Annotated in this window: 29 protein-coding genes; 15 read left to right on the top strand and 14 right to left on the bottom strand. The window is 56.6% G+C overall.

The genetic code is table 11. The features are described 5' to 3' along the window. Positions 1 to 10: 10 nt before the first annotated feature. The 3 genes from AFK24_RS10745 to AFK24_RS10755 form a co-directional block, all read right to left on the bottom strand. Complete coding sequence (locus tag AFK24_RS10745) at positions 11 to 949, bottom strand: alpha/beta fold hydrolase (protein WP_065833225.1); 939 nt, start codon at positions 947 to 949, stop codon at positions 11 to 13. Further along, positions 949 to 1,725: a class II aldolase/adducin family protein gene (locus tag AFK24_RS10750; RefSeq protein ID WP_065833322.1), complete on the bottom strand. Its 777-nt coding sequence runs from the start codon at positions 1,723 to 1,725 to the stop codon at positions 949 to 951. The genes AFK24_RS10745 and AFK24_RS10750 overlap by 1 nt, the downstream gene beginning before the upstream one ends. 273 nt (positions 1,726 to 1,998) lie before the next feature. Next, on the bottom strand, positions 1,999 to 2,454 hold the full coding sequence (locus AFK24_RS10755; protein WP_065833226.1) for a flavodoxin: 456 nt from the start codon (positions 2,452 to 2,454) through the stop codon (positions 1,999 to 2,001). A gap of 98 nt (positions 2,455 to 2,552) precedes the next feature. Between AFK24_RS10755 and AFK24_RS10760 the strand changes: the two genes are divergently transcribed. Together AFK24_RS10760 and AFK24_RS10765 are read left to right on the top strand one after the other, a co-directional pair. Then, positions 2,553 to 3,014, top strand: coding sequence for a PAS domain-containing protein (locus AFK24_RS10760; protein WP_065833227.1), 462 nt, complete (start codon positions 2,553 to 2,555; stop codon positions 3,012 to 3,014). Positions 3,015 to 3,065: 51 nt separating this feature from the next. Then, positions 3,066 to 3,671 carry a hypothetical protein gene (locus AFK24_RS10765; protein ID WP_065833228.1) on the top strand — a complete coding sequence of 202 codons (606 nt, stop codon included), beginning with the start codon at positions 3,066 to 3,068 and terminating at the stop codon, positions 3,669 to 3,671. A 30-nt stretch (positions 3,672 to 3,701) separates the two neighbouring features. Here the strand turns inward: AFK24_RS10765 and AFK24_RS10770 are convergent, their stop codons facing one another. Next, entirely contained in the window at positions 3,702 to 4,664 is a 963-nt protein-coding gene (locus AFK24_RS10770) for a MerR family transcriptional regulator (protein WP_065833229.1), read from the bottom strand. 235 nt (positions 4,665 to 4,899) lie between these two features. On the opposite strand from AFK24_RS10770, the gene AFK24_RS10775 reads away from it, so the two are divergent. The 6 genes from AFK24_RS10775 to AFK24_RS10800 all read left to right on the top strand — a co-directional run bounded on the left by AFK24_RS10775 (position 4,900) and on the right by AFK24_RS10800 (position 8,043). After that, positions 4,900 to 5,466: an antibiotic biosynthesis monooxygenase gene (locus AFK24_RS10775; protein WP_065833230.1), complete on the top strand. Its 567-nt coding sequence runs from the start codon at positions 4,900 to 4,902 to the stop codon at positions 5,464 to 5,466. A 242-nt stretch (positions 5,467 to 5,708) separates the two neighbouring features. Continuing rightward, positions 5,709 to 6,413: a dihydromonapterin reductase gene (gene folM, locus AFK24_RS10780; RefSeq protein ID WP_430962154.1), complete on the top strand. Its 705-nt coding sequence runs from the start codon at positions 5,709 to 5,711 to the stop codon at positions 6,411 to 6,413. Positions 6,414 to 6,434: 21 nt separating this feature from the next. Next, positions 6,435 to 6,998 (top strand): GTP cyclohydrolase I FolE, encoded by a 564-nt coding sequence (gene folE / locus AFK24_RS10785; RefSeq protein ID WP_065833232.1) that lies wholly within the window; start codon positions 6,435 to 6,437, stop codon positions 6,996 to 6,998. After that, positions 6,998 to 7,369, top strand: a complete 372-nt coding sequence (gene folX / locus AFK24_RS10790) for a dihydroneopterin triphosphate 2'-epimerase (protein WP_020294433.1) — start codon at positions 6,998 to 7,000, stop codon at positions 7,367 to 7,369. Before folE ends, folX begins: the two co-directional genes overlap by 1 nt. 43 nt (positions 7,370 to 7,412) lie before the next feature. Then, a complete protein-coding gene (locus AFK24_RS10795; protein WP_065833233.1) occupies positions 7,413 to 7,709 on the top strand; it encodes a DUF1244 domain-containing protein in 297 nt (98 codons plus the stop codon). Further along, on the top strand, positions 7,702 to 8,043 hold the full coding sequence (locus tag AFK24_RS10800) for a HopJ type III effector protein (RefSeq protein ID WP_065833234.1): 342 nt from the start codon (positions 7,702 to 7,704) through the stop codon (positions 8,041 to 8,043). Before AFK24_RS10795 ends, AFK24_RS10800 begins: the two co-directional genes overlap by 8 nt. Positions 8,044 to 8,134: 91 nt before the next feature. On the opposite strand, the gene trxB is transcribed toward AFK24_RS10800, so the two are convergent. Then, complete coding sequence (gene trxB / locus AFK24_RS10805; RefSeq protein ID WP_065833235.1) at positions 8,135 to 9,097, bottom strand: thioredoxin-disulfide reductase; 963 nt, start codon at positions 9,095 to 9,097, stop codon at positions 8,135 to 8,137. 140 nt (positions 9,098 to 9,237) lie between these two features. Further along, positions 9,238 to 9,837 carry a peroxiredoxin gene (locus tag AFK24_RS10810; protein ID WP_020294438.1) on the bottom strand — a complete coding sequence of 200 codons (600 nt, stop codon included), beginning with the start codon at positions 9,835 to 9,837 and terminating at the stop codon, positions 9,238 to 9,240. Positions 9,838 to 10,033: 196 nt separating this feature from the next. On the opposite strand from AFK24_RS10810, the gene cysZ reads away from it, so the two are divergent. Then, positions 10,034 to 10,789: a sulfate transporter CysZ gene (cysZ, locus tag AFK24_RS10815; protein ID WP_065833236.1), complete on the top strand. Its 756-nt coding sequence runs from the start codon at positions 10,034 to 10,036 to the stop codon at positions 10,787 to 10,789. 254 nt (positions 10,790 to 11,043) lie between these two features. After that, positions 11,044 to 11,553 carry a hypothetical protein gene (locus AFK24_RS10820; RefSeq protein WP_139110491.1) on the top strand — a complete coding sequence of 170 codons (510 nt, stop codon included), beginning with the start codon at positions 11,044 to 11,046 and terminating at the stop codon, positions 11,551 to 11,553. Positions 11,554 to 11,689: 136 nt separating this feature from the next. Here the strand turns inward: AFK24_RS10820 and AFK24_RS30710 are convergent, their stop codons facing one another. Continuing rightward, a complete protein-coding gene (locus AFK24_RS30710; RefSeq protein WP_139110492.1) occupies positions 11,690 to 12,040 on the bottom strand; it encodes a hypothetical protein in 351 nt (116 codons plus the stop codon). A 1,050-nt stretch (positions 12,041 to 13,090) separates the two neighbouring features. Here AFK24_RS30710 and AFK24_RS31565 point away from each other — a divergent pair. After that, on the top strand, positions 13,091 to 13,594 hold the full coding sequence (locus AFK24_RS31565; protein WP_240500375.1) for a hypothetical protein: 504 nt from the start codon (positions 13,091 to 13,093) through the stop codon (positions 13,592 to 13,594). A gap of 45 nt (positions 13,595 to 13,639) precedes the next feature. Here AFK24_RS31565 and AFK24_RS29885 read toward each other — a convergent pair whose 3' ends face one another. Together AFK24_RS29885 and AFK24_RS30715 are read right to left on the bottom strand one after the other, a co-directional pair. Further along, positions 13,640 to 14,059, bottom strand: coding sequence for a flagellar protein FlhE (locus AFK24_RS29885; protein WP_346424278.1), 420 nt, complete (start codon positions 14,057 to 14,059; stop codon positions 13,640 to 13,642). A gap of 164 nt (positions 14,060 to 14,223) precedes the next feature. After that, complete coding sequence (locus AFK24_RS30715; protein WP_139110493.1) at positions 14,224 to 14,412, bottom strand: hypothetical protein; 189 nt, start codon at positions 14,410 to 14,412, stop codon at positions 14,224 to 14,226. Between AFK24_RS30715 and AFK24_RS10830 the strand changes: the two genes are divergently transcribed. After that, complete coding sequence (locus AFK24_RS10830) at positions 14,411 to 15,571, top strand: glycosyltransferase family 4 protein (RefSeq protein ID WP_430962152.1); 1,161 nt, start codon at positions 14,411 to 14,413, stop codon at positions 15,569 to 15,571. The genes AFK24_RS30715 and AFK24_RS10830 overlap by 2 nt on opposite strands. Before the next feature lie 46 nt (positions 15,572 to 15,617). On the opposite strand, the gene AFK24_RS10835 is transcribed toward AFK24_RS10830, so the two are convergent. The 3 genes from AFK24_RS10835 to AFK24_RS10845 form a co-directional block, all read right to left on the bottom strand. Further along, the gene (locus AFK24_RS10835) at positions 15,618 to 16,727 is read right to left on the bottom strand and encodes an NADH:flavin oxidoreductase (protein WP_170826320.1); all 1,110 of its coding nucleotides are present in this window, start codon (positions 16,725 to 16,727) and stop codon (positions 15,618 to 15,620) included. A gap of 218 nt (positions 16,728 to 16,945) precedes the next feature. Continuing rightward, positions 16,946 to 17,428, bottom strand: coding sequence for a glutathione peroxidase (locus AFK24_RS10840; RefSeq protein ID WP_065833240.1), 483 nt, complete (start codon positions 17,426 to 17,428; stop codon positions 16,946 to 16,948). A gap of 116 nt (positions 17,429 to 17,544) precedes the next feature. Beyond that, positions 17,545 to 18,030: an FKBP-type peptidyl-prolyl cis-trans isomerase gene (locus tag AFK24_RS10845; protein WP_065833241.1), complete on the bottom strand. Its 486-nt coding sequence runs from the start codon at positions 18,028 to 18,030 to the stop codon at positions 17,545 to 17,547. A 13-nt stretch (positions 18,031 to 18,043) separates the two neighbouring features. Between AFK24_RS10845 and AFK24_RS29890 the strand changes: the two genes are divergently transcribed. From AFK24_RS29890 to AFK24_RS10860, 3 genes are all read left to right on the top strand, one after another. Continuing rightward, positions 18,044 to 18,340 carry a DUF3565 domain-containing protein gene (locus AFK24_RS29890; RefSeq protein ID WP_170826317.1) on the top strand — a complete coding sequence of 99 codons (297 nt, stop codon included), beginning with the start codon at positions 18,044 to 18,046 and terminating at the stop codon, positions 18,338 to 18,340. Positions 18,341 to 18,427: 87 nt separating this feature from the next. Next, positions 18,428 to 20,518 carry a phosphate acetyltransferase gene (gene pta, locus AFK24_RS10855; protein ID WP_065833242.1) on the top strand — a complete coding sequence of 697 codons (2,091 nt, stop codon included), beginning with the start codon at positions 18,428 to 18,430 and terminating at the stop codon, positions 20,516 to 20,518. Positions 20,519 to 20,596: 78 nt separating this feature from the next. Continuing rightward, entirely contained in the window at positions 20,597 to 21,502 is a 906-nt protein-coding gene (locus AFK24_RS10860) for an acyltransferase (protein ID WP_065833243.1), read from the top strand. A gap of 195 nt (positions 21,503 to 21,697) precedes the next feature. Here the strand turns inward: AFK24_RS10860 and AFK24_RS10865 are convergent, their stop codons facing one another. After that, complete coding sequence (locus AFK24_RS10865) at positions 21,698 to 22,402, bottom strand: OmpA family protein (protein WP_065833244.1); 705 nt, start codon at positions 22,400 to 22,402, stop codon at positions 21,698 to 21,700. A gap of 98 nt (positions 22,403 to 22,500) precedes the next feature. After that, the gene (locus AFK24_RS10870) at positions 22,501 to 23,145 is read right to left on the bottom strand and encodes an MBL fold metallo-hydrolase (RefSeq protein WP_065833245.1); all 645 of its coding nucleotides are present in this window, start codon (positions 23,143 to 23,145) and stop codon (positions 22,501 to 22,503) included. Between the last annotated feature and the right edge of the window lie 20 nt (positions 23,146 to 23,165).

Below are 23,165 nucleotides of genomic sequence, written 5' to 3' on the forward strand. Positions count from 1 at the left end.
AAACCAATCTTCACTGAATAGTGCCCGATAATGCCGCTGGATGCGCTGCGTTCCGGATCGCGTCCTCCCCTTCTTGCTCTATGGCAGCCCGGAACGCCAGATAGTGGCGAAGCACTAACGATGGCGCCTCCAATTGCGGGTAGTGACCGATGCCCCCCAGCAGCACGGTATCGGCGTCGGGGATCAGCTGCCGGTAGCGCTCGACCATGTGCGCGCCTGAAATAGGGTCGACCGCCCCGTCAATCACTCTTAACGACACGTCTCCCGTCTGCATGGCGCCCACCCAGCGTTCACGCTGTTCGACGCGCTCCGGGATATAGCGAATCAGGCGATGCAGGATTCGCTCGCCTTTGTTGGCCGCGATCAGGCTCCACAGATCGTCCAGCTCACTTTCACTGGGGCCGGTATTCGGACCAAAGATCCTGCTGAAATTTTTGGCCAAACCGCCTCGATCGAACATCCGGCTGAACATCCAGCCCAGCGGACTCAGCAACAGCTTTTGCGCCAAGACCTTGCGGTGGGTTTCCGGAAACAGGCCGCCATTGAGGAATACGCAACTGGCCATCGCAAAGCGCCCCTCGTGATGACGCGCCAACAGCTCCTGGGCAACGCTGTCACCGTAATCATGGGCCAGTACGTGAATCGGCCGCGCTTCATCCAGGTGCTGCAACAAGGCTTGTTGCAAGTCAGCTTGCTGGATGAGGCTGTAAGGATGGCGCGGCGGTTTGGCCGAATCGCCGAAACCGAGCATGTCGCAGGCAATCACCCGATACCGGGTCGCCAAGGGTTGCCAGAGGAAATGCCAGTCCCAGCTGGCGGTCGGGAAACCGTGAATCAGCAACAAAGGCTCACCCTCGCCCGCCGTCCAATAGCGAATGGCATGGCCTTTGAAGTCGAACGTCTGTCCACGGGTGCGCCAGATACGCAGCGGAATTTCGGTCAGCGGCATTATTGCTTGTAACCCGCATCGGTCAGGTCGAGTTTGCGCAGCAACGCTGGCCAGGCAAGCGCGCCGCCCATGCCCTGGGCGCTTTTCGTCACGCCGGCCACCATGGCTTTCGCGCCCGCGAGAATCTGCCCGTCGATGGTAATCAACTGCGCCCCGCCGCCTTGGGCCATGACCTGGATTTCGCAGGCGCGCTGGAAGATGAACATCATCAGGAAGGTATCGGCGATGCTCGCCGAACAGGTCAACAGACCATGGTTTTGCAGCATCAGAAAATTCGTTTCGCCCAGATCGAACTGCAGGCGGGCTTTTTCCTCATGATTGAGGGCAACGCCTTCGTACGGATGGTAAGAGAGGCTCGACAGAACAAACAGTGATTGCTGACTGATCGGCAAAATCCCCTGCTGCTGCGCCGACACCGCCACGCCTGCAGCGGTATGCGTGTGCAGCACGCAGGCGACGTCATGACGAACCTCATGGATCGCGCTGTGGATGGTGAAGCCTGCGGGGTTGATCTCGTAAGGGCTGGGCATCAGCTTGTTGCCCGCCTGATCGATCTTGACCAGATTCGACGCTGTGATCTCGTGGAACATCAAGCCGTACGGATTGATCAGGAAATCATCGGTGCCCGGCACCTTGGCCGAGATGTGGGTAAAAATCAGATCGTCCCAGCCATGCAGCGCGACCAGACGGTAGCAGGCGGCGAGATCGACGCGGGTCTGCCATTCGGCAGGGCTGACCTGGTCTTTTACATTCAGTGGCGCATCGGGAGTGTGCAGAACTTGGGTAGGGTTCACGGCGGTTCCTCGGCATTCAGGGTTTGCTCTGGATGCAAAGTTTAGCCATACCCGGCAAAACCGTCGGGGACCTGGCGGCCATTCTGACGGCTTAAAAGGCCAATTCGTCTTTACGGACGCTCGTCGCGCAGCTAACACCGACCCGTTGGAGCGAGGCTTGCCCGCGAAGAACGATGACGCGGTGGATCCGGGTCACCGAGGCGCCTGATTCGCGGGCAAGCCTCGCTGCAACGAGTCGCGTTTGATTCGCGTGAGTCAGCGTTTCAACAACTCGACGAACTGCGCGAGCCATGGCTCGGCGTCGGTCTCGGGCGTGACGCTTTCACTGGCATCCAGACGCAGCATCTCCTGGACCTCAATGACCCCCAGTTCCGTGAACAACTCGCGGATCTGCTCGCCGCCGGCACAGAAGGTGTCACCGTAACTGGCATCGCCCAGGCCAATGACACCGCCGGGCAAGCCGCGCCAGGCTGCTGGCAGAACATCGCGGATCTGCGAATAAACCGGCTGGATGTTATCGGGCAGTTCACCCATGCCGGTGGTCGACGTCACGAACAACAAGGCTTGCGGGGCGAAGGATTGCAAGCCTTCGAGGGTCACACGCGGGTCTTGCAGAACGTCGAGACCGGCGTCGCGAAGGATTTTCCCGGCGTGTCGAGCGACTTCTTCAGCCGATCCATAGACAGAACCGGAAACGATGGCGACTTTCATGAATCATCCTGTATCAGCGGAAAAACGTCGGACATTATGCCTCAAGCCAGCCCATGACCTAGAATGCTGTCTTTGCTCCCGGCTTCGGAACTCTCTTCATGATCAATGCAAAACTGCTGCAACTGGTGGTGGACGCTTCCAATGACGGCATTGTCGTCGCCGAGCAGGAAGGTGAAGACAATATTCTGATCTATGCGAACAAGGCATTTGAAATGCTGACCGGCTATCCGGTGGACGACATCCTTTATCAGGATTGCCGCTTCCTGCAGGGCGACGATCGACAACAGCCGGCGCTGGTAGCCATTCGCGAAGCGGTCCACAGCGGCCAGCCTTGCCGCCAGATTCTGCGTAATTACCGCAAGGATGGCACGCCATTCTGGAACGAGTTATCGATAACGCCGGTGCTCAATGAGGCCGATCAGCTGACTTACTTCATCGGCATTCAGAAAAACGTCACCAAACAGGTGGAGGCTCAGCAGCGGGTGGTTGAACTGGAGGTTGAATTGGCTATTGCCAAAGAGGAGATCGCCGCGTTAAAAAAACACCTGAGTGCAACATAATGTTGAATTAATGGTCTGCTTTCCCAATAACCGGTTTTTTCGAGCCCCGTGATGCCCCACGACACCCTTCTCACCCAGGCTGAGCTGGATTTTATCCAGAACATGCAGCACAACCCCAAACTGAACGTGCGCGATGCGACACGCAGTTTGACGGTGAACGGTGGGATACACATCCAGGAATTGCTCACCCGTCTGGCGGCTCATGAGCAGGTGACGATCCAGGCGCAATTCGCCAATCAGCAGATGACGTTCCCACTGCATCTGGTGGAAGACGAATTTCACGCCTTGCACCTCGAATTGGGCGCGCCGAGCATTTTCGAAGAAGGGCCGCGAATACGTCCGTGGCGCCTGACGCTGCAGGAGCCCATGCCGCTGGAGACCGAAAAAGGTACTCCGACGTCGTTATGGGTTCATGAGGTTTCGTTCAAAGGCGTACTGCTGGAAAATCGCCGGTCGATCAAGCCGCCGAAAAACTTCTCCGCCTGGTTCGCGCCTGTCGGGCACGAGCCCATTTCCCTTCGTGGTACGTTCGAACGTCTCACCGAGTCGGGGCTTGCGGCGTATCGTCTGAGCCAGCGCAACAAGGAAGAGACCGAACGTCTGCGCCAGTACATCCTTGAGGAACACCAGCGCGTCTATCCAACCATGCATCGTTGATCGGTGCCGCAAAAACCTTCCTGCACGCAATCACGTATCCAGATGCCCCTCGATAAACTGCCGCAAGCGCCGCTGCATGAAGCTGCCTTCGCTGCCGATACACGCGACCGGGGATCCATCAAGACTTTCCTGCGCCAGATCGGCCCCCTCGCCAGCCAGCACCAGAGGGCAGTCGAGTGCCAACGCCAGGCGTTTGAGTCGGCGCGGCAAATCAAGGGTCGGCGGGTGATTGGTAAACAGCACGACAGCCACCGGACGAACCTTGCCACACACCAGCGTCAGTTCTTCCAGAGGCTGGCCCAACGCCAGGACCTGAATATCGAAGTCAGGACAGCCCAGCAATAATCCCGCAACCCACAGTTCCAGCTCCCGACATTGTCCCGGCACGCCCGCGAGCACGACTTTCCTCTCGGTCAAACCACTCGACAATTGCTGGCGTTGCAAGGTGCGGGCACGCAGGAAGCTGTCCAGAAACAGCCATTCGCTCACCTGGCCGAAACGGTCGTGATGCAGCAACAATTCACGCCAGACCGGCAGCAAAATGTCCTGGAATACCACGGTCATCGGATAGCTGGAAAACACCTGGCCGTAAAGTTGTTCCAGGCGGCGTTCGTCGAAGGAGCCAGCGGCCTGCCGCACTTGTGCCTGCCATTCGCCCCATTCGCCCAGCGCAATATCGCTCTCGGGCGCCACCGCCTGAATGCGCGCGGCCTGGGTCTTGGCGAGAATCTTGCTGACCTTGCTCACCGCCACGCCGCGTTCGATCCAGCTCAGGATGCTGCGCACTTCATCGATATCCGCCTGCGAATACAGACGATGACCACTTTCGGTGCGAGTCGGCTGAATCAGGCCATAGCGCCGCTCCCAGGCGCGCAACGTGACCGGATTGATGCCGGTCATGCGCGACACTTCACGGATCGGGAACAATTCTTCCTGCTTCAGATCTTGCTTAAGGCCGCTTGAAACACGGCGGCCAGTGAGGGATTCAGTCATGACAGGGATCGCATGGAAACAGTGGGGCGCATTGTACCCCTGTGGACCGGTCTTTCGCCAAAACCCCTGCGACTCGCACTGATACAGACGAAGTGATGAAACCCTATGGCTTATTTATGAATTTCAGGAATAATCCTTGCTTGCTAAAACGCGAAGCTGACGCAGCCCACTATCCCGGCGCTCTGTCATGTGACTTCCCTATCCGGGAATCTCACTCGTTTATCGGAGATACACAATGTCTACCACCCCCGTCACCTTGATGGTTGCTCGTCGCGTGGCCCATGGCCGCTACCAGGAACTCATGACCTGGCTGCGTGAAGGCGAACAACTGGCCACCGACTTCCCCGGTTACCTGGGTTCCGGTGTCCTCGCGCCTCCGCCAGACGATAACGAATTCCAGATTATTTTCCGCTTCGCCAACGCTGAAACCATGCACGCCTGGGAGCATTCTGCCTCGCGAAGCTCCTGGTTGGTGCGCGGCAGCGGTCTTTTTGCGCAGCCCTCGGAACATCGGGTCAGCGGTATCGACGGCTGGTTCGGTGCAGTCGGTCAACGCCCGCCGCGCTGGAAACAGGCCGTGGCGATCTGGCTGGCATTTTTCCCGGTCTCGCTGCTGTTCAATTTCGTGCTCAGCCCGCTGCTCAATGAGCTGCAACTGCTGCCGCGCGTGATGATCAGCACCTTGTTGCTGACGCCGCTGATGGTGTTCTGGTTTATCCCGCTGTCGACGCATTTGCTGTCGTCGTGGCTGAACAGCACTCCGGCACCTCGGACGACCACAGAATCGGCTCACTCACGGTGAGCCCTACGCGCACAACATGTACAAGCACCACAGATAATGTACATGTTTTGCATAAGTTTTAGCGCCCTTCCCCCGCGGCCTTCCACGCTGCAACCTCTCTTAGCCTAGGGTTATAGACAGGTGACTGACGCAAGCCTGCATGGACGCAGTTGTACAAGAGTAACCATTGGTATAACTTTGCTGCAGCTAGCGGCCAGCAAAGGCCGACACCCAATGATTCCGACGTGCGAGCGCTCATGGCTTTGTCTCCTGCCCCGATCCTGATCACTGGCGCCAGTCAGCGCGTCGGGCTGCACTGCGCGCAACGCCTGTTGGCGGATGGCCAGCCAGTGATCATCAGCTACCGCAGCGAGCGTCCCGAAGTTGAACAGCTGCGCGCGGCAGGCGCTATTGCGATTCATGGCGATTTTTCATCTGAAGCGGGCGTCCTGCAATTCATCGCCGCACTGAAAAACCAGACTGACAGCCTGCGAGCCATCGTCCATAACGCTTCAGAGTGGTTGGCGGAAACGCCTGGCGACGAAGCACAAGTCTTTACCCGGATGTTTAACGTCCATATGCTCGCGCCCTACCTGATCAACCTGCATTGCGAGCAGTTGTTGCATCGATGCGAGGTCGCGGACATTATCCATATCAGCGATGACGTGACCCGCAAAGGGAGCAGCAAGCACATCGCTTATTGCGCCAGCAAAGCAGGACTCGACAGCCTGACCTTGTCCTTCGCCGCCAGATTTGCGCCGCGGATCAAGGTCAATGGCGTTGCCCCGGCCCTGTTGATGTTTCAACCTCATGACGATTCGGTCTATCGCGCCAAAGCCCTGGCAAAATCAGCCATGGGCATCGAGCCCGGTCCCGAGGTGATTTACCAAAGCCTGCGTTACCTGCTGGATAACCCGTATGTCACCGGCACAACCCTTACCGTAAACGGCGGACGGCACGTCAAGTAAGCTGCCCCGAGGATCCTTTTGATGAGCTCATCCCTGCCACAGCACTACCGCGAGATTCTCGTCGGTCTGGGCGAAAACCCTGACCGCGAAGGTCTGCTGGATACCCCGAAACGTGCCGCCAAGGCGATGCAATACCTGTGTCATGGCTACGCGCAGAGCGTCGAGGAAATCGTCAACGGTGCGCTGTTCGCTTCCGACAACGACGAAATGGTCATCGTCCAGGACATCGAGCTTTACTCGCTGTGCGAACACCATCTGCTGCCCTTCATTGGCAAGGCGCATGTGGCTTACATCCCCACCGGCAAAGTCCTCGGCTTGTCGAAGATCGCCCGTCTGGTAGACATGTTCGCCCGCCGCCTGCAGATCCAGGAAAACCTGACCAGACAGATCGCCGACGCGATTCAGGACGTCACCAACGCCGCCGGCGTGGCGGTGGTCATCGAAGCCAGACACATGTGCATGATGATGCGCGGCGTCGAGAAGCAGAACTCGACCATGAACACCTCGGTGATGCTCGGCGCATTCCGTGATTCGAGCACGACCCGTCTGGAATTCCTGCAATTGATCGGACGGAGCAGAAACTGATGGCAAGACTTGAACCAGGCACCGCGCGCATCCGGGTCAAGGACCTGTGCCTGCGCACCTTCATCGGCATCAACGAAGATGAAATCGTCAATAAACAGGACGTGCTGATCAACTTGACGATTCTTTATGCCGCTCAGGAAGCCGTGCGCGACAACGATATCGGCCACGCCTTGAATTACCGCACCATCACCAAGGCCATCATTCAGCACGTAGAAGGCAATCGCTTTGCCTTGCTCGAACGCCTGACCCAGGAAGTGCTGGATCTGGTGATGAGCTACGAGCCGGTGCTGTACGCCGAAGTCGAAGTCGACAAGCCCCATGCCTTGCGTTTCGCCGAGTCGGTGTCGATCACCCTCGCCGGGCAACGCTGAAACTCTTATCATTGCGTCCTTAATTGCCTGCGAAGAGCCCATCATGACCCCGCAAGAACGCCTCGAACTCGAAGCCGCCGCCTTTCGCCGACTGGTCGCGCATCTGGACAGTCGCAAGGACGTGCAGAACATCGACCTGATGAACCTTTCCGGTTTCTGCCGCAATTGCCTGTCCAAATGGTACAAGGCCGCGGCGGACGAAAAGCACATCGACGTCAGCCTCGACGAAGCCCGCGAAGTGGTTTACGGCATGCCGTACAGCGAGTGGAAAGCTCAATACCAGCAAGAAGCCAGCGCCGAACAGAAAGCGGCGTTCGCCAAGGAACACAAGCATGACTGATCTGAATACCCTGCGCGCCAGCCTGGCGAGTGGCAAACATCTGTTTGCCGACACATTGGCCTTTATCGCGACGGGCTACGACTACCAGCCGCAAGCGTTCAGCAACGGCCCGGTTGAAAACCCCGCCGGGCAAAACGAAGGCTCGTGCAAAACCCTGGGCCTCGCGTTGCTGGAAGGCTTGAACGACGACGAAGCCTTGCTGGCGTTCGGCGAACATTACCGTTCGGTGAAAGCCACGCCAGACGGCAGCGACCACGGCAATATCCGCGCCTTGATCGCCCATGGTCTGGCCGGGGTGAAGTTTGCTGGTGAGCCCCTCAAGCGTAAGGGCTGAGTCGACGCCTTCGCGGGCAAGCCTCGCTCCAACAAGTTCTGCCACAAAAAAACCGGCCTGAGCCGGTTTTTTTTATTGCCGCAAAACGCTGTCAGAACGAGGCGTTAGCCAGGCCGTCCAGATACCGCTCAACGTCCAATGCTGCCATGCAACCAGCACCGGCAGAGGTAATCGCCTGACGGTAAACGTGGTCAGCAACGTCGCCCGCAGCGAATACACCTTCCACACTGGTTGCAGTCGCGTTGCCTTCACGGCCGCCCTGCACAACCATATAGCCATCTTTCAACGCCAGCTGACCTTCAAACAACGAGGTGTTCGGCGTGTGGCCGATCGCGATGAACACGCCATCGACTTTCAGCTCATCGCTGCTGCCATCGTTGTTCTTCAAGCGAGCACCGGTCACGCCCATGTTGTCACCCAGGACTTCGTCCAGCGTGGCATTGAGCTTGAGTACAATCTTGCCTTCGGCAACCCGCGCGTGCAGCTTGTCGATCAGGATCTTCTCGGCGCGGAACGTCTCGCGACGGTGTACCAGAGTCACCTTACTGGCGATGTTGGCCAGATACAGCGCTTCTTCTACAGCGGTGTTACCACCGCCGACCACGGCCACTTCACGGTTGCGATAGAAGAAACCGTCACAGGTTGCGCAGGCGGAAACGCCTTTGCCCATGAACGCCTCTTCGGACGGCAGGCCCAGATAACGAGCGCTGGCACCGGTGGCAATGATCAAGGCGTCGCAGGTGTAAGTAGCGTTATCACCCTTGAGGCTGAACGGCTTGCCAGCCAGATCGACCGCATTGATGTGGTCAAACACGATCTCGGTCTCAAAACGCTCGGCATGCTCACGCATTCGATCCATCAGCGCCGGACCGGTCAGGCCGTGCGGATCGCCGGGCCAGTTGTCGACTTCAGTGGTGGTGGTCAATTGACCGCCAGCCTGCATGCCGGTAATCAGCAAAGGCTTGAGGTTGGCGCGCGCGGCATACACTGCAGCGCTGTAACCGGCAGGGCCGGAGCCGAGAATAATCACTCGGGAATGACGTACATCAGACATGACACACTCCTATCGACCGACCATCTATGCCGTGGTCGGAACGGCTGGAATAAAAAAGGACCACCGAAAGCACTTGGGGAAGGCTCACAACACGGCAGTCCTGAAAAGTCTGTGGCTGCGACCGAAGCCGCAACGACGGATTACAGGCTGGTAGCGTTCTGCGCCAGGTAATCAGCAACGCCTTGAGCGTCGGCTTTCATGCCTTTTTGACCTGGACGCCAGCCGGCAGGGCAAACTTCGCCGTGCTCTTCAGTGAACTGTAGCGCTTCCACCAGACGAACCATGTCATCTACATCACGACCCAACGGCAGGTTGTTGACAACCTGGTGCTGAACCACGCCTTCGCGGTCGATCAGGAACGATGCACGAAGGGCAACGCCGTCATCGTGCTCAATGCCATAGGCGCGAGTGATTTCGTGTTTGACGTCGGCAACCATGGCGAACTGAACTTCACCAATACCGCCCTTCTCGACCGGCGTGCTGCGCCAGGCGTAATGAGTAAACTGCGAATCAATGGAAACGCCAACCACTTCAACACCCAGATCGCGGAATTTAGCGATGCGGTTGTTGTGGGCGATGATTTCCGATGGGCAAACAAAGGTGAAATCCAGCGGCCAGAAAAACAGCACCACGTATTTGCCGCGCAGCGAAGAAAGCTTGAAGCTGTCGACGATGGAACCGTCGCCCAATACGGCCGCCGCGTCGAAGTCCGGTGCCTGTTTGTTAACCAGTACGCTCATGAAGTCTCCCAAGAGGTTCAGATTTAAAAGGAAAGGGTTGATAAGTTGGCGTGCAGCTTATCGAGGGTGCCAAGATTAAGGAAATATCGTTTCACAATCCACCTCATAGCCGGGGTCTATCCAGAGGCGTTGCTGCTTTCACCCCCGCGCCAAAGCCGGTAAGGTCGGCGGGTTTTCTATCGATTGGAGGCTACCAATGCCTGCTCCCGCTCTCTCAGGCCCGCAATACCTGCGCGAAGGCCTGAAACTGGTGCTCAGCCCCGGCTTGCGCCTGTTCGTGCTGCTACCGCTGGGCATCAATTTGTTACTGTTTATTGGCCTGATCTATCTGGCCATGCATCAATTCGGCATGTGGGTAGATGCGTTTATGCCAGAGCTGCCCAGCTGGCTGAGTTTCCTCGATTACATCCTGTGGCCGCTGTTCGTCACGTTAGTGGTGCTGATGGTGTTTTTCACCTTCACCATGATCGCCAACATAATCGCCGCGCCATTCAATGGTTTCCTGGCGGAAAAAGTCGAAGTCGTGCTGCGCGGAACCGACGACTTCCCGGCCTTCAGTTGGGGCGAACTGGTCGCCATGGTGCCGCGCACGTTTGGCCGGGAAATGCGCAAGCTCGGCTATTTCCTGCCACGCGCCATCGGGCTGTTCATCCTGTCATTCATTCCGGTCGTCAACCTCGTCGCCGCACCGCTGTGGCTGCTGTTCGGGGTCTGGATGATGGCAATCCAGTACATCGACTACCCGGCGGATAACCACAAACTGGGCTGGAACGAAATGCTCGCCTGGTTGCGTTCCAAACGCTGGCAGAGCCTGAGCTTTGGCGGGATTGTATATCTGGTGCTGCTGATCCCGGTGGTCAACCTCCTGATGATGCCGGCAGCCGTTGCCGGAGCGACATTGTTCTGGGTGCGCGAGCGCGGGGCCGAGGCGTTGCTTCCCAAGATACGCTGAATGGATAAGAGGCTCTGAACAATCAGGGCCTTCTTAATGTGTGGGGCGAAAATTCTCCGCTGCTGGCAAAAGTTTGCCGCATCTTCGCTGATGAGAGATTTGACAAACGTCACGTTTTCTACCAGACCATACGGATATCCGCGTATATATAAACCAACATTTGCTGACCCTCATATTTAGTAACAATCGAACATCCAACTCTGGCACCCGCCTTGCTTATTGTCACTATCCCACAACAATAAAGTGATATGGCAATGCAAAACACTATAAATTCAGCAACCCTCACTCTTGATAGCTGTATAGGTAAATCTGTATCAGGAACTGCTGTTAACTCAACAAAAATTAGCGATATTGGTAGCAGCTTTGCAGACACACTAAAGAGCATGACGACTGAAGCGCCTCAAACATCACCAATGCGCAATACGAAAGTGACAGACTTGTATGAATGGTTGGTCGAGGGAGGCGCACAAGATCCTGAGTGGGCCAATGAATCTGCCTTTCTGTACGGATGCGAATACATTGATACTCCGATGTTATACGTCGGCGATTGGCCAATCATAAGGATCGCGGCAACCGGAGAAATTTTCACCCCGGAAAAAGAGGCCTACTTCAAACAAATTGCTGATCTTTACCATGAGGGACGGGTAAAGCTATACGAAAACGAATTCGCCAAGGGCACGCCTCTCTCGGAAATCCTCAAGAAAATATTTGAGTACAACGACACCTTACCCGATGAATTCCGAAAAATGTCAGGATGGCTGTAACCCTAAGCCGCGAGTGCATAGGCGGTGCGGGTGCATCCACTCGCACCGCTCTTAACCTCGCCGAGGTATTACCAGTTTACTGTCAAGCTTCCTTTTAAACCCCACTCAGGATTAAATGGACGCCCCCTGCTTGTCACTAAAAAGTAAAATGGCAATGCAGCATCACACGACCGAACCCGCTACTGGAGCCGGAACTCTGCAAGGAAACATCCTTACAGATATTAGTCGCCATTTGACACAACTTAACATTGTATCCTTGACGAGACGGCGTCCAACTCCAGCTCACGCTCTTAACCTTCATACCATCTGGAGCATCAAGGCTAAAGGGAATATTGACCCGATGCGTTTCACCTGACGAATAAATATAAGGAAAATCAACCTCAGAAAAATACTGGCCAGCCATAGAACCTTGGGAGGTCGCCAACAGCGCTATTAACGCTCCTACAGCCAACGCTTTCCGGCTAAAATTATTGTTATCAAATTTCATTTTACGCTTCCTGCTTTGTCAATTCTTGAGAGCAACCTCATTCGCCGCCGCACTTGCATATCGAATGGTTAGATTCGACAAAACTGACGTTATTCAAAAAACAGCCTGCGTCAACGCTTTTTCAATCACAAATACAACTTACGGAAACATCCCACAACCAGCTAGGAATGCTTACTCTCAAAGTAATATTTAATAAATAATTACTGCACACCGCGTCGAATCTCATATTAACTTTCGACCAACCACTTTACGCACCGACTTATTAAAAACTCTATCTATAGTGAAGATTGGCCGCAGGGGGCAACCAATTGATGGCGCGACCTGGTCTGGGTTTGGGATCGCGGGGCTGAGGCCTTGTTGACGCAGAAGAGTTAATTAAAGAAGGCCCTGACAAGGGCCTTTTTTAAATCCATGCCATTAATTACCGAAACATAAATAAAAGACAAGTCCTACAAATAAAACTCTTACATCCTACTTAACTGAAGATAACGGCATTAATAGCCTGCGGCAAACATTTGCCAGCGAGGGCAATAAGTTGCCTCTCAGCATACCCATACTTATTTGCAGGATGTTTGAGCAGGACTTGCATCAGAAATCGCTTCACCCCTGAAAACATTAGCCAAATATCGATAAAACTTTTCTTCGCATAGTATTGGCATCGTTGTTGCTATCTCTCATTTTAAACAACAATGGAGAGATCATGTACATGAACATCAATATCCAGCCCAGTCACACAGCTGTGATTGCGAAATCAGCACCTGTGGCTCGCGGACACTTACCAGTAACGGAATCGATGCCTTTCTCGCAAATACTAAAGGAGGCAACGAGAACGGCGACCCCGATAAAACCAGAACCCGCAAGCTTGTCCCGATTGATCAAACCCCGCTCGCCTCTGGAATTGACCAGTCTTAACCCGACAAACGTCATCCATAAGCCTCAACCCGCAGCACTGGAACGAGCAACTGAATCGCGCCTTCTGCCGTTTGCCTTGAGTGACCATTAAGCAAACTATGGTGCGATGCACATCGGCAAGCTTTGTGAGAGAACACGATGAATATCTACTCAAATAGCCAAGTAGGTTCGGTAGGCGACTCGGCTGCAACCTCAAGGCGCGATCCCGCTGCAAAACTCGCCGGGAACAGCAGTTTGCAATTCGATAAGATTCTGAAAGAAGCTACGGCTTCGGCGCAGCCCCGGAGAAGTCCTGCAGGGGCAGTTACGAATTTAGAGATGAGAAATCGCATGTTAGAGATTGCACGATCTAACCCGACCGACGCATCGGAATTAGCATTCGGCTTCGCCCATAACTCTTTAAACATGGAGCTCCTCGATGTCTCCGACAGGCCCAATATCCGATACTCCGCAACCGGCGAACTCGTCACCTCTAAAACATCTAGATATTTTGCAGAGATCAGATCCGCCATGCAGAAGGAACGGAGCGCACTCTATCAGTCCGAACTAAAAAAGGGCACGTCCCCTTCAGAAATACTCGAAAAGATGTTTGAATTCAATGACACGATGCCAACAAGATTTCTTGAAATGGCTGGTTGGTGAAGCCTGATCGCGCTCAAACACCGCGTGTGTGAGCGCGAGTCAACATTACCAACTAACAGTGATACGTCCCATCTGTGCAGCTACCGGAGCCGGTCCATCCGGAGACAATTGCAACTCATAGTAAAACGGCCTACTGGCAAGTTGACCATTGAACACACGGGAGGAGCCGAGGCGAACTCTTGATAGATCTATACACCGAGTTGGTGTTTGACACAGATTAACCCTCAATCCCCTCGGCCAACCTTGCACGTTCCAATTCCAGGTTACATTTTTAATAATCTGTCCTTCCTTTGGTCCGCCCACTGCGGGGAGGTGAGCCGTATAAACATAGCCTTTTGAATGTAACACAGGCAATCTGACCTCAGAGGTATAGCTACCCGCTGAAGCATTCTGAGAGCCAACTACAACAGTAAGAGCAATTACTGTAGACATGAGAGTACCGTTCAACTTTTTAAAGTTTTTCATTTTTTACTTCCTGAGTAATGGATAACGACTCAAGGCCTGACACTTGTCGCGGCTATGAAGTCGTGAACTATCGCTAGCGATTTGCCTTTCGATAATTCGACGTTACTCAGGAAGCAATCAGCGTCAACACTACAAAGTTATATAAAACCACTTAAGGAAACGTCTTACTCTCGCATCGGAATAAATGCATAGAACCGCGTAGTCCTTTGAATCAAATCACTCACGATCAAATCAATTTTTAACCCTGATAACCGCCATCCCAAGCGATCAAAACCCACCGTCACAAATCCATCATCCCACCGCCACATAACCGAAATCATCGCGGCCGACACTGGCTCTATGAGCACATCCATGCGTATCACCTTCATCACCGAAACCTTCGCTCCCGAAATCAATGGCGTTGCCAATACCCTGGCGCGGTTGTGTGACGGGTTGCGGGTGTTGGGCCACCGAATCGAGTTGGTGCGGCCTCGGCAGAGCCAGGATGAGGGGCCGGCGGCGGAAGATGTGGTGTTGACACGCGGCTGGCCGATTCCGGGCTATCCGGGTCTGCAATGGGGGCATTCGTCGATGCACAAGTTGCTGCGACGCTGGCAGCGGCAGCGGCCGGATGTGCTGTACATCGCCACCGAGGGTCCGCTGGGATTATCAGCGCTCAGGGCTGCGCGGCGGCTGGGGATTGCCGTGGTCAGTGGCTTTCATACCAACTTCGCGCAATACACCCATCAATACGGCCTGGGTTGCATCGCTCGCCTGCTCACCCATTATCTGCGTTGGTTTCACAACCGCTCCCGGGTGACGCTGGTGCCCAGCATCAGTCAGAAAATGGAGCTTGAGCGGCGCGGCTTCGAGCGTATCGAGTTGCTGTCCAGAGGCGTCGACAGCCAATTGTTTCATCCTTCACGGCGTTCCCAGGCCCTGCGCGAACGCTGGGGGCTGCAAGCCGGTGACACAGCGGTGCTGCACGTGGGCAGGCTTGCACCGGAGAAAAACCTGGGGTTGCTCAAGTCGACCTTCGAAGCGCTCAAAACCCGATACCCGCGACGGCATTTGAAGTTGATTGTGGTCGGCGATGGGCCTGAGCGTGGAATGCTTGAAGAGCAAATACCCGAGGCGATTTTTTGCGGCACGCAGCGCGGTGAAGAGCTGGCGACACATTACGCGTCGGCGGATGTGTTTCTCTTTCCCAGCATGACCGAGACGTTTGGCAATGTGGTGCTGGAAGCGCTGGCGTCGGGTCTCGGTGTCGTGGCGTACGACGAAGCGGCAGCCGGCCAGCACATTCGTCACGGCCACAACGGCGCGTTGGCGATGCCGGGGGATGAGGAAGCGTTCATTGATGCCGCCTGCTGGCTGCTCGATGACAGCGAAACCCTGCGCCGCGTGCGCCTGAACGCCCGTCAACATGCCAGTCGCCAAGGCTGGGGCGCGATCATCGATCTGTTCGAGCGCCAACTTCGCAACGCCTGCGCAGCGCCCGAGTTACTAGCCGTCCCGCACGTTCAGCGCTGACGTTACCCGCGCACATCCGGCCGCGTGGCGAACGTCAGCGATCTGCTCAGACCAGCGTGGTCAGCGCCTCGCGACTGAACGGCAGGATGTCCTGCTCGCGGCCGTCACGCACTTTCACGGCCCAGTCAGGGTCAACCAACAAGGCGCGGCCCACTGCCACTAGATCAAACTCGTCGTCACCCAGTCGCTGCAAGAGATTTTCCAGACTCGCCGGCTGCGCGATCTTGTCGGTGTTGACCATAAATTGCAGGAACTCGCCATCAAGCCCGACACTGCCAACAGTGATCGTTGGCTTGCCTGTGAGTTTGCGGGTCCAGCCGGCGAGATTGAGATCAGAACCTTCAAACTCGGGCTCCCAGAAACGGCGTGTCGAACAGTGGAAAATATCCACGCCCGCGTCGGACAGCGGCTTGAGGAATTCCGCCAAAGCTTCGGGCGTCTGCACCAGACGTGCACTGTAATCCTGCTGCTTCCACTGGGAAAAACGGAAGATGATCGGATAGTCGCTTCCTACAGCCGCGCGCACGGCCTCGATCAGTTCGACGGCGAAACGCGAGCGATTGGCCAGGCTGCCGCCGTACTCATCGGTGCGCTGGTTGGTCCCTTCCCAAAAGAACTGATCCACCAGATAACCATGAGCGCCGTGGATTTCCACGCCATCCATGCCAATGGCCTGCGCATCTTTGGCGGCCTGGGCGAATGCGCCGATCACCTCGTCGATGTCCTGTTTGGTCATGCCGTGAACCACGACATTGCCATCCTTGAGTTTTTCCATCGGACCGTACGCCGGAACGCTGCCATCCGGTTCAGTGCCCAAGCGGCGAACAGCGCCCACATGCCAGAGTTGCGGAACGATCTTGCCGCCTTCGGCATGCACCGCTTCGACCACTTTCTTCCAGCCGGCCAAAGGAGCTTCACCAAAAAACTGCGGCACATTCGGGTAGCCGTTGGAGGCCTTGTGGTTGATGGTTGTGCCTTCGGTAATGATCAAGCCAACGCCTGCAGCAGCACGACGGCGGTAGTATTCGATCACCTTGGAGTTGGGCACGTGGCCGGGGGAAAAGGAGCGCGTCATCGGCGCCATGACAACCCGCGACGACAAACTCAAGCTGCCTAACTGAAAGGGTTTGAACAGGGCTTTTACGGGCATGCAAATGTCCTCAGACGAATGAATGGTCTCCAGACGTCGCGTGATTCGGACTATCTGTGGAAACGCAGGCGCTGACATAGAGCGGCGTCTAGCATAGAGCCGTCCAGGAGCGGCAGCCCATTACTATTGATCTGAGTGATTGTGCAACAGAAGGGTCAGGACAGACCCTGAGACAGGAACAATCGGCCGGGTAAACGAAGCTGCCACCCGGCGAGGCGCTTGAGTCAGACCAGGGCTTTTTCAATCGCAGTGATGACCGCAGGATCATCCGGTGCGGTGCGAGGCGAGAAACGTGCAAGCACGCGGCCATCCTTGCCCACCAGGAATTTTTCGAAGTTCCAGGTGATGTCGCCCGGAAACTCCGCACCTTCACCCGCCAACAGACGATACAGCGAATGACGATGCTGACCATTGACTTCAAGCTTGTCAGCCAAGGGGAACGTCACGCCATAGTTGAGGCTGCAGAATTCCTGAATCTCCTGCTGGGTGCCCGGTTCCTGGCCCGCAAACTGGTTGCAGGGCAAGCCCAGCACACTGAAGCCTTTATCCTTGTACTGCTGATAGAGGTTCTCGAGCGCCGCATATTGAGGCGTCAAACCGCATTTGGAAGCCACATTGACGACCAGAACCACTCGCCCCTTGAACGGCGAGAGCGGCAGTTCCTGGCCATCCAGAGCTTTCAGTTTCAAGTCGTGAAAAGCACTCATGACAACTTCCTTATGACAGCGGACTAAAAAGGCGCCTCACCAGGCGGCACAGAACATGATGTTCTCGCTGAACCTGCCAAAGCGCCTTGCCAGCTTTGTGAGCTTAGCAGCACAAATCAGTGGTGATGGCCGCCTTCGCCATGCACGTGACCGTGAGCGACTTCTTCCTGACTGGCGTCACGGATATCAACGATCTTGACGTCGAAGTTCAGACGCTGGCCAGCCAACGGATGGTTGCCGTCAACGGTGACATCGTCGCCATCCAAGTCGCGAATGGTCACGATCTGCATGCTGCCGTCCGGGCCGGAGGCATGGAACTGCATGCCGACTTCAAGTTCGTCGACGCCTTCAAACATGCTGCGGCTCAGAGTGCTGACCAGTTCTGCGGAGTATTCGCCGTAGGCGTCTTCCGGTTCGATGGATACTTTCAGTTCGTCACCGACGTTTTTGCCATCCAGAGCCTTTTCCAGGCCCGGAATGATATTACCTGCACCTTGCAGGTAGACCAGCGGCGCGCCACCGGCGGAGCTGTCGATGACCTCACCAGCGTCGTTGGTCAGGGTATAGTCGATGGAGACAGCCTTATTGGCGGCGATCGGCATGAGGGCAAGACCTTTGCTTAAGATTGAAGAACGAGCAAGTTTAACCAAGCAATCGCTCGAAAGCGAACGCAACTCTGACGGACGGCCCATATTGGAAAACCCGACGGTGATCGGCTTTGGGCAGGACGAGCAAGGCCACTGGATCGCCATGCTGTCCTGCGGCCACACTCAGCACCTGAGGCACCAGCCGCCATGGCAGTCCCGAGCCTGGGTTCTCGATCCGGCGCAACGCGCGCAAAAAATAGGCCAAAGCTTTCGCTGTGGCTGGTGTGCGCAGAGGCCGGATGACGATAATCTTACGCCCCGTTGAGACGCTGCGATTCGACAGCGCCCTGCTTTTCCGGCCGACTGGCTGATCTTCGCCACGGCCCTTGTACTGCTCAAGCGAGAACCCTGAATGCAGACTTTCTTTATTGCCCCCACAGACTTTGGTGTGGGTTTGACATCCATCAGCCTTGGGCTGGTGCGCACCCTTGAGCGTGCCGGGCTGAAAGTCGGCTTTTTCAAACCGATTGCGCAACCGCACCCCGGCGATCTGGGGCCGGAACGCTCCACCGAACTGGTGGCGCGCACCCACGGTTTGAAGCCGCCACGCCCGCTGGCTTTGTCCCATGTGGAACGCATGCTGGGCGATGGTCAGCTCGATGAACTGCTGGAAGAAATCATCGCCCTGTACCAACAGGCGGCTGTCGGCAAGGACGTGCTGATCGTCGAAGGCATGGTGCCAACCCGTCACGCCAGCTATGCGGCGCGAGTGAACCTGCACCTGGCGAAAAGCCTGGATGCCGAAGTGATCCTGGTGTCCACACCGGAAAACGAAGTGCTCAAGGAGCTGTCGGGCCGGGTCGAATTGCAGGCGCAGCTGTTTGGCGGCCCCAAGGACCCCAAGGTGCTCGGCGTGATTCTCAACAAGGTCCACACCGATGAAACCATGGAGGCGTTCGCTGCCCGCCTGAAGGAACATTCGCCGTTGCTGCGCAGCGGTGATTTCCGCCTGCTGGGCTGCATCCCGTACCAAGCCGAGCTCAACGCGCCGCGCACTCGCGATGTGGCCGAGCTGCTGGGCGCGCAAGTGATCAACGCGGGCGACTATGAACAGCGGCGCATGTCGAAAATCATTATCTGCGCGCGTACCGTGCTCAACACCGTGCAGCTGCTCAAGCCAGGCGTGTTGGTCGTAACTCCGGGTGATCGCGACGACATCATTCTCGCCGTCAGCCTTGCGGCCATGAACGGAGTGCCGCTGGCCGGCCTGTTGCTGACCAGCGACACCGTCCCCGACCCACGCATTCTGGAACTGTGTCGAGGCGCCTTGCAGGCCGGTTTGCCAGTGTTGTCGGTAAGCACCGGTTCGTACGAAACCGCCACGCTGCTCAACCAGCTGAACAAAGAAATCCCCATCGATGACCGCGAACGCGCCGAGATCATTACTGATTTTGTCGCCAGCCACCTCGACGCCAACTGGTTGCACCAGCGTTGCGGGACGCCGCGCGAGCTGCGTCTGTCGCCAGCGGTGTTTCGCTATCAGTTGATCCAGCGGGCGCAATCGGCCAACAAACGCATCGTCCTGCCTGAAGGCAGCGAGCCGCTGACCATTCAGGCGGCGGCGATCTGCCAGGCACGTGGCATCGCCCGCTGCGTGCTGCTCGCCAAACCCGAAGAAGTCCACGCAGTGGCCAAGGCGCAAGGCATCGAACTGCCGCCAGGGCTGGAAATTCTCGACCCGGATGTGATTCGCGAGCGCTACATCGCGCCCATGGTCGATCTGCGCAAAAGCAAAAGCCTGAACGCGCCGATGGCCGAGCAACAGCTGGAAGACACGGTGGTGATCGGCACCATGATGCTGGCGCTCGATGAAGTCGACGGACTGGTTTCCGGCGTCATCCATTCCACTGCCAACACCATTCGCCCGGCCTTGCAGCTGATCAAGACCGCGCCGGGCTGTACGCTGGTGTCTTCGGTGTTCTTCATGCTCTTTCCAGAGCAGGTCCTGATGTACGGCGACTGCATCATGAACCCGCACCCAACCGCCAGCGAACTGGCCGAAATCGCCTTGCAGAGCGCCGATTCCGCCCTGGCATTCGGCATTACGCCTCGGGTGGCGATGATCAGCTACTCCAGCGGCAACTCGGCCAGCGGTGAAGAAGTGGAAAAGGTGCGCGAAGCAACGCAACTGGCCCATGAAGCGAAACGCGATCTGCTGATCGACGGGCCGCTGCAATACGATGCTGCCGCCAACGAAAATGTCGCCCGGCAACTGGCGCCGGACAGCTCGGTGGCCGGTCGGGCGAACGTGTTCGTATTCCCCGACCTCAATACGGGCAACACGACCTACAAGGCCGTGCAACGCAGCGCCGATTGCGTCAGTCTTGGGCCGATGCTGCAAGGTCTGCGCAAGCCGGTGAATGACTTGCCACGCGGTGCGCAGGTCGATGACATCGTCTACACCATCGCCCTGACCGCGATTCAGGCTGACACCCTTTCCTGACACACACATTCACCACACTGCAAATGCCGTCGGCGCAATCCGACGGCATTCGAATACCTTTCTGGAGCCTGATCCGTCATGGATTTTTTGCCTGCACCCTTGCGTGGCGTCATCGCCTCGCTGCTTTTGGCGCTGAACACTATCGTTTTGTGCACGACGTTGTTCGTGGTCGCGCTCTTCAAATTCTGCCTGCCCTTCCCTGCCGCACAGCGCGTAACGGACTGGCTGATGAGTCACATCCACGAAGCCTGGATCGGCAACAACAGCCGCTGGATGACTTTGCTGGGACATACCCGCTGGCACCTGAGCGGTCTTGAAGGCCTGGATTATCAACATTCCTACCTGGTAACCAGTAACCATCAGAGCTGGGTCGACATCATGGTTCTGCAACATGTGCTGAACCGACGCATCCGCCCGCTGAAGTTTTTCCTCAAGCAGGAGCTGATCTGGGTGCCGGTGATTGGTCTGGCCTGGTGGGCGCTGGGCTTTCCGTTCATGAAGCGTTACTCCAAGGCTTATCTGGCCAAGCACCCGGAAAAGAAAGGCAAGGATCTGGCAACTACCCGGCGTACCTGTGCCAGGTTTCGTAACAATCCGGTAGGCATCTTCAACTTCGCCGAAGGCACGCGTTTTAACGAAGGCAAGCACGCGGCGCAGAGTTCACCGTTTCGCCATCTGCTCAAACCCAAGGCAGGCGGCATCGCCTTCGTGCTCGATGCCATGGGCGAACAGCTAGAATCGATCATCAACGTGACCATCCACTATCCGGGCGGACGTCCGGGTTATTGGGATCTGCTGTGCGGCAATGTCAAAGAGGTGGTCGCACATTTCGAAGAAATCAAAATCCCGGCGCATTTCATCGGCAAGAACTACGACCAGGACGGCGAGTACCGCCTGGAATTCCAGCAGTGGATCAACAAGCTGTGGGAAGACAAGGATGCGTTGCTGGACCGGATGTACAGCGAGTATCCGCCGACTCGCTGAGCCTTGATTAAAATCCGACCCGTTGGAGCGAGGCTTGCCCGCGAATCAGGCGCCTCNCGCCGACTCGCTGAGCCTTGATTAAAATCCGACCCGTTGGAGCGAGGCTTGCCCGCGAATCAGGCGCCTCGGTGGCCCAGACACTCCGCGTTATCGTTCTTCGCGGGCAAGTCTCGCTCCAACAGATCTCATGCAGGCTTACTGCTGAGGCTGATCATATTGCTGACCAGGAATCGGCTTGAGGTTGACCTCTACCCGACGGTTCTGGGCGCGGCCGTTGACGTCGGCGTTGCTGGCAATCGGTTGATCGGGCCCGGCGCCGCGTACGGTCAAGTGCCCGGCGTCCACGCCCTGGGACGTCAGGTACGTGCTGACGCTTTGTGCCCGTTGCAACGAAAGGTCCATGTTGTGCTGGCGGCTCCCGGTGCTGTCGGTGTAGCCGATGATTTCGATGATGTTCTGGTTGTACTGCTTCAAGGAGCCCGCCAGATTGTTCAGCGGTGAGTAGAAGCTGCTGGCGATGGCGGCCGAGTCCGTGGCGAAGGTGATATTGCCCGGCATGATCAACTTGATCTGATCGCCCTGACGCTGAACCTCGACGCCCGTGTTAGCCATGCTCGCGCGCAACGCAGCTTCCTGCTTGTCGGCGTAATAACCGTAACCAGCCGCACCGACGCCCGCAACGGCCGCGCCGATCAGGGCACCTTTGCCACGGTTGTTGTGATCGATTGCCGCACCGGCGATGGCGCCGGCCAAAGCGCCAATGCCGCCATATTTCGCTGTTTTGCTGAGGCCGCCAGAACTCTCTGCCTGGCCCTGGTTGTCATAAGGATTCTGCGATGCACAACCAGACAGCATGGCCACGGCAGTAGCGACAATGATCAAACGACGCGAGGTAAACATGGAAAAGCTCCTGATTCTATGAACGTCAAGGCTGGCGCCTAATGCGGGAATTAGAGCACGCCAAGCGTCAAAAATTCCTTAACGCTGCCTGAATGGCCTTACGCGCGGACGAAGGGATTCTCACGCATCTCGTCACCCAGACGCGTCTGCGGACCATGGCCAGTGATAACCGTCGCGTCTTCATCCAACGTATAAAGCCGCTGCTGGATCGAGCGCACGATGGTCGCCTGATCACCGCCCCACAAGTCCGTGCGACCAATCCCACGTCGAAACAAAGTATCGCCGGCAATCAGCAACTGGGCGTCGGCAAACCAGAAACTCATCGAACCCGGCGTATGCCCGGGTGTGTGCAAGGCAACCCCACAACCGCAGGCCAGCTCTTCCTCATCCTCCAGCCAACGATCCGGCGACGGCACCGGCGTATACGGCACGCGAAACATCTGGCACTGCATTTCCAGGTTGTCCCACAGAAACTGATCTTCCTTATGCAGATGCAGCGTCGCGCCGGTTTTTTCCTTCAACTGCCCGGACGCCAGGAAGTGATCCAGATGTGCGTGGGTGTGAATGATGCTGACCAGCTTCAAACCCAACGCTTCAAGGCGAGCAATGATCATTTCATGGTTGCCGCCCGGATCGACCACGATGGCCTGCTTGCTGATCGGGTCACCAATGATCGTGCAGTTGCACTGTAAAGGGCCGACGGGGAAAGTTTCGCGGATGAGCGCGGGTTTTGCGGGGTTCATGGGGGTTCCTGGAAAACGAT

Origin of the sequence: Pseudomonas syringae (genome assembly GCF_001698815.1) — a bacterium.
Taxonomy (GTDB): domain Bacteria; phylum Pseudomonadota; class Gammaproteobacteria; order Pseudomonadales; family Pseudomonadaceae; genus Aquipseudomonas; species Aquipseudomonas syringae_A.

Excerpts from the sequence above, each read along its gene's own strand:
- AFK24_RS10870 (WP_065833245.1), bottom strand. The coding sequence starts at position 23,145 with ATGAACCCCGCAAAACCCGCGCTCATCCGCGAAACTTTCCCCGTCGGC.
- AFK24_RS10810 (WP_020294438.1), bottom strand. The coding sequence starts at position 9,837 with ATGAGCGTACTGGTTAACAAACAGGCACCGGACTTCGACGCGGCGGCC.
- AFK24_RS10845 (WP_065833241.1), bottom strand. The coding sequence starts at position 18,030 with ATGCCGATCGCCGCCAATAAGGCTGTCTCCATCGACTATACCCTGACC.
- AFK24_RS31565 (WP_240500375.1), top strand. The coding sequence starts at position 13,091 with ATGAATATCTACTCAAATAGCCAAGTAGGTTCGGTAGGCGACTCGGCT.
- folE (WP_065833232.1), top strand. The coding sequence starts at position 6,435 with ATGAGCTCATCCCTGCCACAGCACTACCGCGAGATTCTCGTCGGTCTG.
- pta (WP_065833242.1), top strand. The coding sequence starts at position 18,428 with ATGCAGACTTTCTTTATTGCCCCCACAGACTTTGGTGTGGGTTTGACA.
- AFK24_RS10800 (WP_065833234.1), top strand. The coding sequence starts at position 7,702 with ATGACTGATCTGAATACCCTGCGCGCCAGCCTGGCGAGTGGCAAACAT.
- AFK24_RS10830 (WP_430962152.1), top strand. The coding sequence starts at position 14,411 with ATGCGTATCACCTTCATCACCGAAACCTTCGCTCCCGAAATCAATGGC.
- AFK24_RS10840 (WP_065833240.1), bottom strand. The coding sequence starts at position 17,428 with ATGAGTGCTTTTCACGACTTGAAACTGAAAGCTCTGGATGGCCAGGAA.
- AFK24_RS10865 (WP_065833244.1), bottom strand. The coding sequence starts at position 22,402 with ATGTTTACCTCGCGTCGTTTGATCATTGTCGCTACTGCCGTGGCCATG.
- cysZ (WP_065833236.1), top strand. The coding sequence starts at position 10,034 with ATGCCTGCTCCCGCTCTCTCAGGCCCGCAATACCTGCGCGAAGGCCTG.
- trxB (WP_065833235.1), bottom strand. The coding sequence starts at position 9,097 with ATGTCTGATGTACGTCATTCCCGAGTGATTATTCTCGGCTCCGGCCCT.
- AFK24_RS10795 (WP_065833233.1), top strand. The coding sequence starts at position 7,413 with ATGACCCCGCAAGAACGCCTCGAACTCGAAGCCGCCGCCTTTCGCCGA.
- AFK24_RS10860 (WP_065833243.1), top strand. The coding sequence starts at position 20,597 with ATGGATTTTTTGCCTGCACCCTTGCGTGGCGTCATCGCCTCGCTGCTT.
- AFK24_RS10765 (WP_065833228.1), top strand. The coding sequence starts at position 3,066 with ATGCCCCACGACACCCTTCTCACCCAGGCTGAGCTGGATTTTATCCAG.
- AFK24_RS10755 (WP_065833226.1), bottom strand. The coding sequence starts at position 2,454 with ATGAAAGTCGCCATCGTTTCCGGTTCTGTCTATGGATCGGCTGAAGAA.
- AFK24_RS30710 (WP_139110492.1), bottom strand. The coding sequence starts at position 12,040 with ATGAAATTTGATAACAATAATTTTAGCCGGAAAGCGTTGGCTGTAGGA.
- AFK24_RS10820 (WP_139110491.1), top strand. The coding sequence starts at position 11,044 with ATGCAAAACACTATAAATTCAGCAACCCTCACTCTTGATAGCTGTATA.
- AFK24_RS29885 (WP_346424278.1), bottom strand. The coding sequence starts at position 14,059 with ATGAAAAACTTTAAAAAGTTGAACGGTACTCTCATGTCTACAGTAATT.
- AFK24_RS10760 (WP_065833227.1), top strand. The coding sequence starts at position 2,553 with ATGATCAATGCAAAACTGCTGCAACTGGTGGTGGACGCTTCCAATGAC.
- AFK24_RS10775 (WP_065833230.1), top strand. The coding sequence starts at position 4,900 with ATGTCTACCACCCCCGTCACCTTGATGGTTGCTCGTCGCGTGGCCCAT.
- folX (WP_020294433.1), top strand. The coding sequence starts at position 6,998 with ATGGCAAGACTTGAACCAGGCACCGCGCGCATCCGGGTCAAGGACCTG.
- AFK24_RS10745 (WP_065833225.1), bottom strand. The coding sequence starts at position 949 with ATGCCGCTGACCGAAATTCCGCTGCGTATCTGGCGCACCCGTGGACAG.
- AFK24_RS10770 (WP_065833229.1), bottom strand. The coding sequence starts at position 4,664 with ATGACTGAATCCCTCACTGGCCGCCGTGTTTCAAGCGGCCTTAAGCAA.
- AFK24_RS30715 (WP_139110493.1), bottom strand. The coding sequence starts at position 14,412 with ATGGATGTGCTCATAGAGCCAGTGTCGGCCGCGATGATTTCGGTTATG.